Origin of the sequence: Streptomyces sp. SID8352 (genome assembly GCF_009862265.1) — a bacterium.
GTDB lineage: Bacteria > Actinomycetota > Actinomycetes > Streptomycetales > Streptomycetaceae > Streptomyces.
The window spans coordinates 1-13418 of the sequence record NZ_WWGX01000028.1 but is presented as its reverse complement, the minus strand read 5'-3'; the positions used below and the strand labels follow the sequence as shown (position 1 = coordinate 13418).

The window sequence follows — 13418 nt, the reverse complement described above, 5'->3', positions numbered from 1 at the left end:
GAAGCACGAACTGGCGGGAGGGACCCCGCACGGCGCGTGCCGTGCGGCCGTCCGTACCGCCGGCCCGGCCCTCGAGGACACTGTGCGACAGCCCGCACGTCAGGTACGGACACCGTGGCAGGTCTTCGGACTCATGGGGCTCGCTCACCGGTGACCGGTGCGCGTCCAACTGCCGTCACGTCACCGGCCCCGGGGAGAGACCCGGTGCCGTCGACCGTGATCGTTCCGGCTCACCGCTGCGGGACGGTTCCGGATTCCCGCCGGACCACCTCCCGCCCGGTGCTGCGACCGGTCGGACGGAAGGCACGATTCGACTGCACGCACCAGCCTAGGGTTCACTCCCGCCCCGGCGGTAGGGGGTACGGCGCCGGTTGTCCGAATGCGCGCGGTTCGGCCGGACGGGCGGAGCGGGCACGCGCGCCGGAACGGGGGCGCCGGCTGTCGCGCACCCCTGTCTGGCCGGATGCGGCCTCGGCACGGGCCGCTCCATCAGTGAAACTATGTCATTCGCCCGTGCCACCGACCGCAGTTGTTCCCGCGTTCCGGAAGGTCCAGGATGCCGTCAGAGACGACGCCGCAGAACCGTGGCGCCACTCCGCCGCCCACTCGTACCAGGCGTTCGGCGAACGCCGCCACGCTGCGCGCCGACCTGCGGTCCGCCGTGCCCGACGCGAGCGCGGCGGTGGTGGTCACGGCGGCGGTCTTCGCCCTCCTGTACGCGCGCATGGAATCGGGTGACTCGGCCACCACCTCGGTCATGCCGTTCATGAACGATCCCGGCACCTACTGGATGTACCTGCTCAGCCAGGCGTTCGGCTGGTCCGGACTGCTGTGGGCCTGGGGGACGGTCGTCCTCGGTCTGCTGCTGTCGGGGCCGCGCCCCGCTCGGCTGCCCGTGTCCAGGCAGGTGCTGGAACGCTGGCATCGCACCACGAGCCTGAGCACGCTGGCACTCATGTTCGCGCACGCGCTGATGTTCGCGGCCGAACTCGTACGGTACGAATCCCGCTCTCCGTGGGCCGACCGGCTGTGGCAGGGCTTCGTGGACACGTTCGTGCCCGGCGGCTACGACTCCGGCACCGGACGGATCGCCATCCCGCTCGGTCAGGGCGCCCTGTATCTGGCCGTCCCGCTGGGGCTGCTGTTCTACGTCCGGCACCGCATCGGCGCGAACACCTGGCGCCGGTTGCACCGCCTCGTGATCGTCGTGTACGTGCTCAGCGTGTGGCACACCCTGCTCTACGGCACCAACGTGTGGTACGGCGCCTGGCCGCGCACGGTGCTGTGGCTGCTCCAAATCCCGGTGGCGGGCCTGCTGTTGCTGCGCCTTCTGCGACCTGCCCGACGGACCGAACTACTGGGGCCACCCGGTCGCCACAAGGGCGTCCCCCGGATCGGCTGGGCGGCGCGGGCCGTTGGCAGGGCCGCGGTCGGGGCCGTCGTGGTGGGTGTGGTCGCCGTGGTGGCGTCCGGTCACGACGGCGGCCGGGAACGGCCGGCCGAAGCACCCCCGGCGAGCCCCGATGCCCGGGAGCCGGCATGGCCCACTCGGCCGACGGGGCCCGGTCTGCCGGCGGTGCCCGGCCAGTTGGCGGGGCCCGGTCAGCCGGCGGGGGGAACGACGACCGGCGACAGCGCCGCGGCGGACTGAGAGAGGCCGTGCGGATCCGGGGCCGACTCCGAGACGGGACGGCTCACCCCGTCCGAGGAGCGGGGCGGTACCCGTCCGGGCGGAATCCGGGAGTCGGTGGCCATGGCGGCCACCACGGTGCCGGCACCGGGCAGGGCGAGGGGGGCAAGGGCCTGGTCCAGCACCGGGACTCCTCCACGACGTGCAACAGGCAGAGCCCGGCGCATGGGCTGCTCGTACCGCCGCACCTCGCCACCCCCGTCGGCACTGGCCCACCGGTCGCCTTCCTGGTGTGGCCGCGCCCAGTGCCACGATCCGTGCAACGGATTGGAGGCGCAGGTGTCGAGCACACCTGGCTACGCCCGAGCAACCCATGAAAACCGCAGGTCAGGCCCTCTTCGCATGAAGCTCCGGAATCGCCGCGCACTCCACATGCGGCGCCCTCGCCTCGTCGCCCGTCAGGAAACGGGGAACCAGGTCGCGAGGCGCTTGGCGATCGCCGGTACATCGATGTTGTCCTGCGCGACTGCCTCGACGAACGGGCCGGCCACGGAAACGGGCGGCGGGACGGTACTCGCGCTGGCGCCGTTGAACCGCAGGAAGACACGCATGGCGAGCCAGGCGGTGCGCTTGTTGCCGTCGATCAGCGCATGGTTACGGGCGACGGAGTGCAGCAGCGCCGCAGCCTTCTCGTGCGGCGTGGGATACAGTTCCGCTCCGAACACGTTCGTCCGGGGGCGCTCGATCGCCGACACCAGAAGACCCATGTCACGCACGCTGTGCTCCGTACCGTTGACCGCACGGGCGATTGCCAGGATTTCGTCGACCTGGATGTAACGCACGTCGGTCACTTCAGGTAGTCCAGGATCTCCGCATCGCTGTCCATCAGCTCGGCCAGGACGTCATCGACCTTCAGCTCGGCCCGGTCCTGGGCCTCGCGGATGGCCTCGATGGCAAGTTCCTGCTTGCTGCGACCCTCCCGACGAGCCCGCTCGGTGAGCTTCGCGTCAAGGTCGTCGGGAAGTCGGAGTGTCATCGCCATACAAGAATGATACCGGACTGGTATCTGGGTGGCGAAGTGGTACCAGCCACTCAAGACCCCGGACCACGACGCCATCCTTCGCGGCACGGTCGGGCCGCGATCTCGGTTCCGAGGTGCGTGCGACGAGGTGGCAGCACGCGCCGCTGCTGGCGAGGTGCAGTCGGCCCCCGAACCGGAGTCCTTGCCCCGCGCCGCCGACGACCCCGGCCTGCGACCTGGGGCCGGAGAGGTCCGAGGTTGTCGCTTCCGATATTTGAGCGTCAAGAATTCTGCATCACGCATCACCACGTCGCCGCGAGACCCCCGCCGTCCCTTGAACCTGCAGCTCAGAGCGTTCTGCAGAGGCGAACCTCAGTCGACGCATTCCGCGAGCGAAAACAGGCCGAGCTGACCACCTGAAATGCAGAACAGCAGGTCAGAGCCCCTACTTCACCGGCTCCAGAATCGCCACGCACTCCACATGATGCGTCATCGGAAACAGATCGAACGCCCGCAGCGTCCGCACCCGGTAGCCGCCCTCGCGGAAGTACGCCAGGTCGCGGGCGAGGGCGGCCGGGTCGCAGGCGACGTAGGCGATGCGGCGGGCCCCGAGGGTCGTCAGGTGGGCGACGGTCGCGCGGCCGGCGCCGGCGCGGGGCGGGTCCAGGGCGATGAGGTCGACCTCGGTGATGCCCGTGCGCGGCAGGACGGAATCGACCTTGCCCTGCTCGACGCGGACGCGGTCGAAGGAGGCCAGGTTGTGCCGGGCGTCCTCCACCGCGCGCTTGCCGGACTCGATGCCCAGCACCGCGCCCTCCTCGCCGACCCGGTCGGCCAGCGCGCCCGCGAAGAGGCCCGCGCCGCAGTAGAGGTCGAGGGCCATGTCGCCCTTGCGCGGCAGCAGACCCTGCATCACCGCCGTCACCAGGGTGTCAGCGGCCCTGGGGTGGACCTGCCAGAAGCCGCCGGAGCCGACCCGGTAGGTGCGGCCGTCGGCGCGTTCGCGGACGAAGGGGCGGCCGTGGACTCGGTGGACGCCGCCGTCCTTCTCGCCGACCCGCATCACGGAGACCGGCCGGTCCAGCTCCACGAGGGGCAGCCGGGCGCCCGGCCTCGGGGTCAGGATGACCTGGCGGTCCTGGGATCCGGTGGCCGCGATGGCCTCGACGGAGGCCATGCCCGTCCAGTCGCGCCGCTCGACGCCCAGCTCGCTCACGCCCTCCGCGGCGATCATGCAGTGGTCGATCCGCTCCACCTCGTGCGAGCGGTGTCGCCGCAGCCCCGCGTGGCCCTCCGCGTCCACCGCGTACTGCACGCGGGTGCGCCAGGCCGGCACCTGCCCGGCGGGCAGCTTGTCCCCCTCGGCCGGCATCACCGTGCCGTCCCAGCCGGCCTCCTCCGGGGTGAGCCCCGCGAGCCGCTGCAACTGTTCGGCGACGACCTCGCCCTTCAGCCGCCGCTGGGCGCCCGGCTTGGCGTGCTGCCAGTCGCAGCCGCCGCAGCGGCCCGGACCGGCGTACGGGCAGGGCGCCGCCACCCGGTCCTTGGACGCCTCCAGCACCTCGACGGCGTCCGCCCGCAGGAAGCGCGCGCCCTCCTCGCCCTCCGTCACCCGGGCCACCACCCGCTCGCCCGGCAGCGCGTGCCGGACGAACAGCACCTGGCCCTCGGCGGTGCGGGCGATGCAGTGGCCGCCGTGGGCGACCGGCCCGACCTCGACCTCGTACTCCTTGCCGACCAGCGATCCCGCCTGCGACTTCTTCGGTTCTGCCTGCATGGCGGGGTGACTCCAGTACGGGGTACGAGGGGTGGGGACGGCGGTGTGGGAACACCAGCCTGCCAGTCTACGTGGACGGCGTGGTGTCCTTCGACCGGTCGGGCTGGGCCGGGCCCCGGCGGACGGCGCCCGGCGCGTTCCAGTTCTGCCGGCGGCGGGCCCGCTGCCGGGCGGCCTCGGAGGACTGGAGCTGGTAGGGCACCGAGGTGACCATGACGCCCGGGGTGAACAGCAGCCGTCCCTTCAGGCGCAGGGCGCTCTGGTTGTGCAGCAGGTGCTCGTACCAGTGGCCGACCACGTACTCGGGGATGATCACGGAGACCGCGTCGCGCGGCGACTCCTGGCGCAGGCTCTTCACGTACTCGATGACCGGGCGGGTGACCTCGCGGTAGGGCGAGTCCAGGATCTTCAGCGGCACGTCGATGCCGCGCCGCTCCCACTCCTCGCGCAGCGCCCTGGTCTCGGCGGGGTCGACGTTGACGCTGACCGCCTCCAGCGAGTCGGAGCGGAGCAGCTTGGCGTAGGCGAGGGCGCGCAGCGTGGGGCGGTGGATCTTGGAGATGAGGACGACCGAGTGGACGCGGGACGGGCGCACGATGTCCGCGGGCACCTCCTCCGGGTCCTCGGGGGCGGCGATCTCCTCCGCGACGCGGTCGTAGTGCCTGCGGATCGCGGTCATGGTGGCGAAGAAGATGCCCATGCCGAGCAGGGCGATCCAGGCGCCGTGGGTGAACTTCGTGGCCAGGACGACCACCAGCACCAGACCGGTGAAGAAGGCGCCGAAGGTGTTGATGGCCCGCGAGCGGATCATGTGGCGGCGGGCGGCCGGGTCCCGCTCCTTGGCCAGGTGCCGGTTCCAGTGGCGCACCATGCCGGTCTGGCTGAGCGTGAACGAGACGAACACGCCGACGATGTAGAGCTGGATCAGGCGGGTGGAGTCGGCGCCGTAGACGACGACCAGCAGGGCGGCGGCCCCGGCCAGCATCAGGATGCCGTTGGAGAAGGCCAGCCGGTCGCCCCGGGTGTGCAACTGGCGCGGCAGGTAGCGGTCCTGGGCGAGGATCGAGCCGAGCAGCGGGAAGCCGTTGTACGCGGTGTTGGCGGCGAGGAAGAGGACGAGCGCGGTCGCCGCGGCCAGCACCACGAACAGGAAGCTGCCCTTGCCGAAGACGGCCTCGGCGACCTGGGAGATCACCGGGTGCTGGATGTAGTCCGCGCCGACGGGGGTGCCGTCGCGGAGCAGTTCGGTGGCCGGGTTCTCCGACATGCGCACGCCGGTCGCGGAGGCCAGCGCGATGATGCCGCAGAACATGGTGACGGCGAGCAGGCCCATCATCGCGAGGGTGTTGCCCGCGTTCCTCGACTTGGGCTTGCGGAAGGCGGGGACGCCGTTGGAGATCGCCTCGACGCCGGTGAGGGCGGCGCAGCCGGAGGAGAAGGCGCGCAGCAGCAGGAAGATCAGGGCGAACCCGGCCAGCCCCTCGTGCTCGGGCTTGATCTCGTAGCCGGCGGTCGGCGCGCGCATGGTGTCGTCGAGGACCAGCCCGCGGAAGGCGCCCCAGGCGATCATGAGGAAGACGCCGGTGACGAAGACGTACGTCGGGATGGCGAAGAGGGTGCCCGACTCCCGGACGCCGCGCAGGTTCATCAGGGTCAGCAGCACGATGACGCCGACCGCGCAGGCGACCTTGTGCTCGACGACGAACGGGACCGCGGAGCCCAGGTTCTCGATGCCCGAGGAGATGGAGACCGCGACGGTCAGCACGTAGTCGACGAGCAGGGCGCTGGCGACGGTGAGCCCGGCCCTGGGCCCGAGGTTGGTGTTGGCGACCTCGTAGTCGCCGCCGCCGCTCGGGTAGGCGTGCACGTTCTGCCGGTAGGAGGCCACCACGGTGAACATCAGCACGACGACCGCGACCGCGATCCAGGGGCTGTACTGGTACGCCGACACGCCCGCGATGGAGAGGACCAGCAGGACCTCGCCGGGGGCGTAGGCCACGGAGGAGAGCGGGTCGGAGGCGAAGACGGGGAGGGCGATGCGCTTCGGCAGGAGCGTTTCGCCCAGCCGGTCACTGCGCAGTGCGCGCCCGATCAGAATCCGCTTGGGCACGTCGGTCAGTTTGGACACAACAGGGGATCGTAGGCCCATGGGCGGGGGGCCGACCAGCCGCCACCCCCGATGAGTCGGACGTCTGCCCTCCGGGTGAATTCCGGGGACGCCACGGCCGTGGATTCCGCAGGTCGCGGGGGTGCCGTGGCTATATGGCCAGCCACCGGCCCGGTACCACCGGGCACCGCTCCGCCCCGGCCGGGCGGGGCGCCCGTCACCGCCCCGGCACACTCGGTCACCCTCCCCGCACGACCGGTCACCGGAGGGCACGGCCGGCCACCCTCTCGGCACGGACGGTCACCGTGCCGAGTGGGTGGAGGCGTCGCGACTCCACGGGCCGGACCGGGCCGGGAGCGGGCCGGGAGCGGGAGGCCCCGAGACCCAGGAGGTCCCATGCATCTGTCCGCGGAGCTGATCGGCGGTGCCGCCGCCCTCGTCGGACTCGGCGTCCTGACCGCCGCGAGCATCCGCAGCATCGGCCGGCGGAGGTCGTCCACCGGACGGTGACCCGGAGCCGCCACGGCACGCGCCGCCGCCCCGCACCCCGCGCCCGCACCCGCGCGCGCCCGCCCGCGCCCGCACCCACCCGCGCGGCCGCCCGGCGCTCCCGCACCGGCCGCGCGGCCGCCCCGCACCCCCGCCCACGCCCGCTGCCGCCCACCGCTGCTCCGGAGGACCCCGGGCCGGCCCCTCCCCCGCCCCTCGTCGGGTCCACCCGGACGGGGCCCCGGGCCGCCGGACGGGCATGATGGACTCGGGCGGTCCCGCGCGGGATCGCCGCACGTGTGGCCCGTCGATCCGAAAGAGGAAAATGAGCGGGACGTTCGCCCAGGTCAGAGGGCTCACAAGAGGGTCGGTGTAAGGCCGTGCACATTGTCATCATGGGTTGCGGACGCGTGGGCTCCGCTCTGGCCCAGACGTTGGAGCAGCAGGGGCACACCGTCGCCGTGATCGACCGGGACCCCACCGCCTTCCGCCGCCTGGGCTCGTCGTTCGGCGGTCGCCGGGTGACCGGCATCGGCTTCGACCGGGACACCCTGCGCGAGGCCGGCATCGAGGACGCCGGGGCCTTCGCCGCCGTCTCCAGCGGTGACAACTCGAACATCATCGCCGCCCGGGTGGCCCGCGAGATGTTCGGCGTGGAGAACGTCGCGGCCCGGATCTACGACCCCCGCCGCGCCGAGGTCTACCAGCGGCTGGGCATCCCCACGGTCGCCACCGTCCGCTGGACGTCCGACCAGATGCTGCGCCGCCTGCTGCCCTCGGGCGCGGAGCCGCTCTGGCGCGACCCGACCGGCGGCGTCCAGCTCGCCGAGGTGCACACCTCGGAGTCCTGGGTCGGGCACCGGATCAGCCGGCTCCAGGAGGAGACCGGCGTGCGGGTCGCGTTCCTCACCCGGCTCGGGGAGGCGATCCTGCCCTCCTCGCAGACGGTGCTCCAGGAGGGCGATCTGGTGCACGTGATGATGCGCACCGACGAGGTCGACAAGGTCGAGGCGGCGTTCGCCACGGGTCCCGAAGAGGAGGGCGGTCACTGATGAGGGTCGCCATTGCCGGAGCCGGCGCGGTCGGCCGTTCGATCGCGGGCGAGCTGCTGGAGAACGGTCACGAGATCCTGCTCATCGACAAGGCTCCGACCGCGATCTCGGTCGAGCGCGTTCCGATGGCGGAGTGGCTGCTGGCCGACGCCTGCGAGATCACGTCCCTGGACGAGGCCGCGCTCCAGCGCTGCAACGTCGTGATCGCCGCGACGGGAGACGACAAGGTCAACCTGGTCGTCTCCCTGCTGGCCAAGACGGAGTACGGCGTGCCGCGCGTCGTCGCCCGGGTGAACAACCCGAAGAACGAGTGGCTGTTCAACGAGTCCTGGGGGGTGGACGTCGCCGTCTCCACCCCGCGGCTGATGTCGGCCCTGGTCGAGGAGGCGGTGAGCGTCGGCGATCTGGTGCGGCTGCTGCGCTTCAGCCACGGTGACGCCAACCTCGTCGAGCTGACGCTGCCGGAGGAGTCGGCCCTGGCGGGCACACAGGTCGGTGACGTCCAGTGGCCCGAGGACACCTCCCTGGTCACCATCATCCGGGGCAACCGGGTGCTGACGCCCTCCCGGGAGGACTCCCTGGAGGCCGGTGACGAGCTGCTGTTCGTGGCGGCCCAGGCGCGGGAGGAGCAGTTGGAGGACCTGCTGTCCGCCCGCCGCCGGGACCCGCTGAGCTGAGCCGTACGACGACGGCGGGGTGTGCGGGGGAAACCCTCTCCGCACACCCCGCCGCCGTGTCGCGAGCGCCTGCCCCACGGGGTGCCGTCCGGCACGAGGGGTCGTCATGGCACGAGGGGCCGTCCGTCGCCGCGCGCAGTCGGCCCGGATCGGGTCGGGCTCCCGGGAGGCGCCGGGCGGACCGGGCGACCACAAGGACGGGGCCGCCGTACGGGAGGCGGCCGGGCCGGTCAGCCCTCCCGGTGCGCGCCGCCGCGGGACTCCCCCGCGCCGGACGGCGTACCGGAGGTGCCGGACGCACCCGGGGTGCCGGACGGGCCGGAGGAGGGACCGGGGTCGCCGGACGGGCCGGCCGCGGCCCGCGCCCGCTCCTCCTCGGCCTTCTCCGCCGCCTCCATCTCCGCGAACACGTCGATCGGCGCCGGCGCCTTGGCCAGGAAGACCCAGGTCAGCCAGACGGCGAGCAGGAACGGCGGGATCTTGAGGAGGACCATCACCCAGCCGAGCTGCTCGGTGTCGGCCCACCAGTACAGCGGGAACAGGACGGCGCACTTGGCGAGCAGGATCAGGCCCCAGGCATAGCTGGCCTTGGTGTACGCCTTCTTGCGGCCCGGGTTGCGGCTGCGCCAGGAGAGGTTCTCCTTGAAGACCGGGCCGAGGATCAGACCGATCAGCGGCACCCCGGCCGCCGCGGTGATCAGGTACGCCAGCGCCAGGCCCAGGGTGTAGAGCATGCCGGGCAGGTAGAAGTTCTTGGCGTTGCCGGTCATCATCGCGAAGACCACGCCGAAGGCGACGCCGAAGACGCCGCTGAAGGCGTGCTTGACGGTGTCCCGGCGCACCAGGCGGACCACGACCAGCGCCAGCGCCACGGCCAGCGCGGCGATGGCGGACATGTGCAGATCGCCGTTGATCGTGAAGATGGTGACGAAGAGCAGGCCCGGGAGCACGGTCTCGACCATGCCCCGCACCCCGCCGAACGCCTCGAACAGCGCGGCCTCCGTCACCGCCCGGGCGTCGTTCGCTTCCGTTTCCGTGTCTTCGGTCGGCTTGTCGAGCGACGTCACCGGCTACTCCCGTCCGAGGGGTCTCAGTTCGTATTTCGGGTTGAAGAGCACCCGGCGGCCCCGGCTCATCGAGACCCGCCCCGATGCGATGAGCTTGCGTCCCGGTTCTATTCCCACGATGGAACGCCTGCCCAGCCACACCACGTCCAGGGCGGCGGAGCCGTCGAACAACTCGGCCTCCAGGGCCGGAACACCCGCGCGTGGACGCAGGGTGACCGTGCGCAAGGTACCAGTAACCGTGACGACCTGCCGGTCCTGGCAGTCGCCGATGCGGGTGCAGCCGGTGGTCTCCGCGTCCTCCCGCAGCTCCTCCGACTCCAGGTCCTCCTGGGAGGAGGAGAGCCGGTCGAACATGCGCCGGAATCGGCCCACCGGCTTGCCGGAACGAGGAACATCACTCATATCTGAAGCGTACCGGGGCGCGCCGGCGGTCACGCACCGGCCGGACCCCGGTATCGGAAGACTCACTTTCCGCCCCCTCGCGCCCCCGGAACCCGCACGCCCGGGCGCCCCGCGCGCCCGCCCTCCCAAGCGCCCACGCGCCCCGCCCCCGACCCACTGCTCACCGCTCACTGCTCACTGCTCACTGCTCACCGCGAGGGGGCCGGCCGCTCACCCGTCACCGCTCGAAGCGGTACCCCATCCCCGGCTCGGTGATGAAGTGGCGGGGGTGCGCCGGGTCGGCCTCCAGCTTGCGGCGCAGCTGCGCCATGTACACCCGCAGGTAGTTCGTCTCCGTGCCGTACGACGGCCCCCAGACCTCCTGGAGGAGCTGCTTCTGGCCGACCAGCCGCCCGGTGTTGCGGACCAGCACCTCCAGCAGGTGCCACTCGGTGGGCGTCAGCCGGACGTCCCTGCCGTCCCGGTGGACCTTCTTCGCCGCCAGGTCGACCGTGAACCCGGCGGTCTCCACGACCACGCCGTCCTCGCCCCCGGGGACCGGCTCCGCGCGGCGGACGGCGGCGCGCAGCCGGGCCAGCAGCTCGTCCATGCCGAACGGCTTGGTGACGTAGTCGTCGGCCCCGGCGTCCAGGGCCTCGACCTTCTCGTCGGAGGAGTGTCGGGCGGAGAGCACCAGGATCGGCACCCGGGACCACCCGCGCAGCCCCTTGATCACGTCGACGCCGTCCATGTCGGGCAGGCCCAGGTCGAGCACGACCACGTCGGGGTGGCGGGCGGCGGCCAGCTCCAGCGCGGTGGCGCCGTCGTGCGCGGCATCGACCTCGTACTGGCGCGCCTTGAGGTTGATCACGAGGGCACGCACGATCTGCGGCTCGTCGTCGACCACGAGCACCCTGGTCATGGGGCGGCCTGCCTTTCCGGGGTCGCGGGATCGCGGGGCGGGTGGGACCGGTGGGGTTCCCGTGACGACGATACGGCCGACGGCGCGGCCGGTGCCGCCGCACGGAGGGTCAGCACCATGGTGAGCCCTCCGCCCGGGGTGTCCTCGGCGTTCAGGGTGCCGCCCATGGCCTCGGCGAAGCCCCGCGCCACCGCCAGGCCGAGGCCGACGCCCGTCCCGCGCGGGGCGTCCCCATGGCGCTGGAAGGGCTCGAAGATGCGGTCCTTGGCCTCGTCCGGCACCCCGGGCCCCCGGTCGACGACCCGCACCTCGACCCGGTCGGCCAGGGCGCTCCCGGCCACCAGGACGGTGCGCCCGCCGGGGCTGTACTTGACGGCGTTCTCGACCAGATTGGCCATCGCGCGCTCCAGGAGCCCGGCGTCCACCGCGACCATGGGGAGCGTCTCCGGGATGTCCAGGTCGACGCTGCCCTCGGGGACCCCGCCCAGCGCCATCGGCACCACCTCGTCGACGTCGATCTCCCGGATGAGGGGGGTGACGGTGCCGGTCTGGAGACGGGACATGTCGAGGAGGTTGCCCACCAGGTGGTGCAGCCGGTCGGCGCCCTCCTCGATGCCCTCCAGCAGTTCCGCGCGGTCCTCCTCGGTCCACGCCACGTCGTCCGAGCGCAGTCCGGTGACCGCCGCCTTGATCCCGGCCAGCGGGGTGCGCAGGTCGTGGCTGACGGCGGCGAGCAGCGCCGTGCGGATGCGGTTGCCCTCGGCCAGGGCGCGGGACCGGTCGGCCTCCTCGCGCAGCCGCCGCCGGTCCAGGACGACGGCGGCCTGGGCGGCGAAGGCGGCCAGCACCCGGCGGTCCTCGGCGGGCAGTACGCGGCCGGTCAGCGCGAGCGCCATGTGGTCCCCGACGGGCATGTCGACGTCGGCGTCGTCGGGCCGCTCCACCGGGGGGCCGTGCCCGGCGCGCCCCGCGCAGGTCCAGGGGGCCACGTCGTCCTCCCGCTCCAGCAGGGCGGCGGACTCCATGCCGAAGGTCTCCCGGACGCGTTCGAGGAGCGTCTCCAGGCTGGTCTCGCCGCGCAGTACGTCCCCGGCGAGGAAGGAGAGGATCTCGGCCTCGGCGCGCAGCCGGGCCGCCTGGTGGGTGCGGCGGGCGGCCACGTCGACGACGGAGGCCACGGAGAGCGCGACGCCCACGAATATGGCGAGGGCGAGCATGTTCCGCGGGTCCGCGATGGTGATGCGGTCGACCGGCGGGGTGAAGAACCAGTTGAGCAGCAGCGACCCGACGGCGGCCGAGGCGAGCGCCGGGTAGAGGCCGCCGAGCAGGGCGGCGGCGACGGTGAGTGCCAGGTAGAGCAGGACGTCGTTGGCGAGTCCGAGGTGGACGGTGTTCAGCAGCAGGGTGAGCAGCAGCGGGCCGCCGATCCCGGCGATCCAGCCGCAGACGCGGCGGGCGCGGCCGAGCCGGGCGCCCCGGGCCACGGGGAGTCCGCGGCCCTTGGCGACCTCCTCGTGGGTGACGATGTGGACGTCCAGGTCGGGGCCGGACTCGCGGGCGACGGTGGCGCCGACGCCGGGGCCGAGGACGTACTGCCAGGCCTTGCGGCGCGAGGAGCCGAGGACGATCTGTGTGGCGTTGACGCCGCGCGCGAAGTCCAGCAGGGCGGCGGGGACGTCCTCGCCGAGCACGTGGTGGTAGGTGCCGCCGAGGTCCTCCACCAGGGTCCGCTGGACGGTGAGTTCCTTCGGGGAGGCGGCGGTGAGTCCGCCGCTGCGGGCGACGTAGACGGCGAGCACCTCGCCGCCGGCGCCCTTCTCGGCGAGCCGGGCGGCGCGGCGGATCAGGGTCCGCCCCTCGGGGCCGCCGGTGAGCCCGACCACGATGCGCTCGCGGGAGCCCCAGATCCGGGAGACCCGGTGCTCGCTGCGGTAGCGCTGGAGGTACTCGTCGGCGTGGTCGGCGACCCAGAGCAGGGCGAGTTCGCGCAGGGCGGTGAGGTTGCCGGGGCGGAAGTAGTTGGAGAGCGCGGCGTCGACCCGGTCCGGCTGGTAGATGTTGCCGTGGGCCATGCGGCGGCGCAGCGCCTGGGGCGACATGTCGACCAGTTCGATCTGGTCGGCGCGGCGGACCACCTCGTCGGGCACGGTCTCGCGCTGGCGGACCCCGGTGATGGACTCGACGACGTCGCCGAGGGACTCCAGGTGCTGGATGTTGACGGTGGAGACCACGTCGATGCCCGCGGCGAGCAGTTCCTCCACGTCCTGCCAGCGCTTGGCGTTGCGCGAGCCGGGG

At 72.6% G+C, this 13418-nt stretch carries 11 protein-coding genes; 3 read left to right on the top strand and 8 right to left on the bottom strand.

Annotated features, from left to right (window positions below):
* Positions 1–556 precede the first annotated feature (556 nt).
* Positions 557–1651, top strand: coding sequence for a ferric reductase-like transmembrane domain-containing protein (locus GTY84_RS08820; RefSeq protein WP_161225587.1), 1095 nt, complete (start codon positions 557–559; stop codon positions 1649–1651).
* Positions 1652–2088: 437 nt separating this feature from the next.
* Here GTY84_RS08820 and GTY84_RS08815 read toward each other — a convergent pair whose 3' ends face one another.
* From GTY84_RS08815 to GTY84_RS08800, 4 genes are all read right to left on the bottom strand, one after another.
* Complete coding sequence (locus GTY84_RS08815; RefSeq protein ID WP_161225586.1) at positions 2089–2481, bottom strand: Fic family protein; 393 nt, start codon at positions 2479–2481, stop codon at positions 2089–2091.
* Complete coding sequence (locus tag GTY84_RS08810; protein ID WP_030862426.1) at positions 2478–2672, bottom strand: ribbon-helix-helix protein, CopG family; 195 nt, start codon at positions 2670–2672, stop codon at positions 2478–2480. Before GTY84_RS08810 ends, GTY84_RS08815 begins: the two co-directional genes overlap by 4 nt.
* A 424-nt stretch (positions 2673–3096) precedes the next feature.
* Positions 3097–4428: a TRAM domain-containing protein gene (locus GTY84_RS08805; RefSeq protein ID WP_161225585.1), complete on the bottom strand. Its 1332-nt coding sequence runs from the start codon at positions 4426–4428 to the stop codon at positions 3097–3099.
* A 67-nt stretch (positions 4429–4495) separates the two neighbouring features.
* The gene (locus GTY84_RS08800) at positions 4496–6556 is read right to left on the bottom strand and encodes an APC family permease (RefSeq protein WP_161225584.1); all 2061 of its coding nucleotides are present in this window, start codon (positions 6554–6556) and stop codon (positions 4496–4498) included.
* A gap of 848 nt (positions 6557–7404) precedes the next feature.
* Between GTY84_RS08800 and GTY84_RS08795 the strand changes: the two genes are divergently transcribed.
* Both GTY84_RS08795 and GTY84_RS08790 read left to right on the top strand, forming a co-directional pair.
* A complete protein-coding gene (locus GTY84_RS08795) occupies positions 7405–8076 on the top strand; it encodes a TrkA family potassium uptake protein (RefSeq protein WP_161225583.1) in 672 nt (223 codons plus the stop codon).
* Entirely contained in the window at positions 8076–8753 is a 678-nt protein-coding gene (locus GTY84_RS08790; protein ID WP_161225582.1) for a TrkA family potassium uptake protein, read from the top strand. Before GTY84_RS08795 ends, GTY84_RS08790 begins: the two co-directional genes overlap by 1 nt.
* 230 nt (positions 8754–8983) lie before the next feature.
* On the opposite strand, the gene GTY84_RS08785 is transcribed toward GTY84_RS08790, so the two are convergent.
* The 4 genes from GTY84_RS08785 to GTY84_RS08770 form a co-directional block, all read right to left on the bottom strand.
* Entirely contained in the window at positions 8984–9820 is an 837-nt protein-coding gene (locus GTY84_RS08785) for a DUF3159 domain-containing protein (protein ID WP_161225581.1), read from the bottom strand.
* Between the two features lie 3 nt (positions 9821–9823).
* Positions 9824–10222: an OB-fold nucleic acid binding domain-containing protein gene (locus GTY84_RS08780; protein WP_161225580.1), complete on the bottom strand. Its 399-nt coding sequence runs from the start codon at positions 10220–10222 to the stop codon at positions 9824–9826.
* Between the two features lie 217 nt (positions 10223–10439).
* Entirely contained in the window at positions 10440–11123 is a 684-nt protein-coding gene (locus tag GTY84_RS08775) for a response regulator (RefSeq protein WP_161225579.1), read from the bottom strand.
* The coding region (locus GTY84_RS08770) for an ATP-binding protein (protein ID WP_161225578.1) at positions 11120–13418 on the bottom strand (2299 nt) is incomplete at its 5' end. The genes GTY84_RS08770 and GTY84_RS08775, both read right to left, overlap by 4 nt.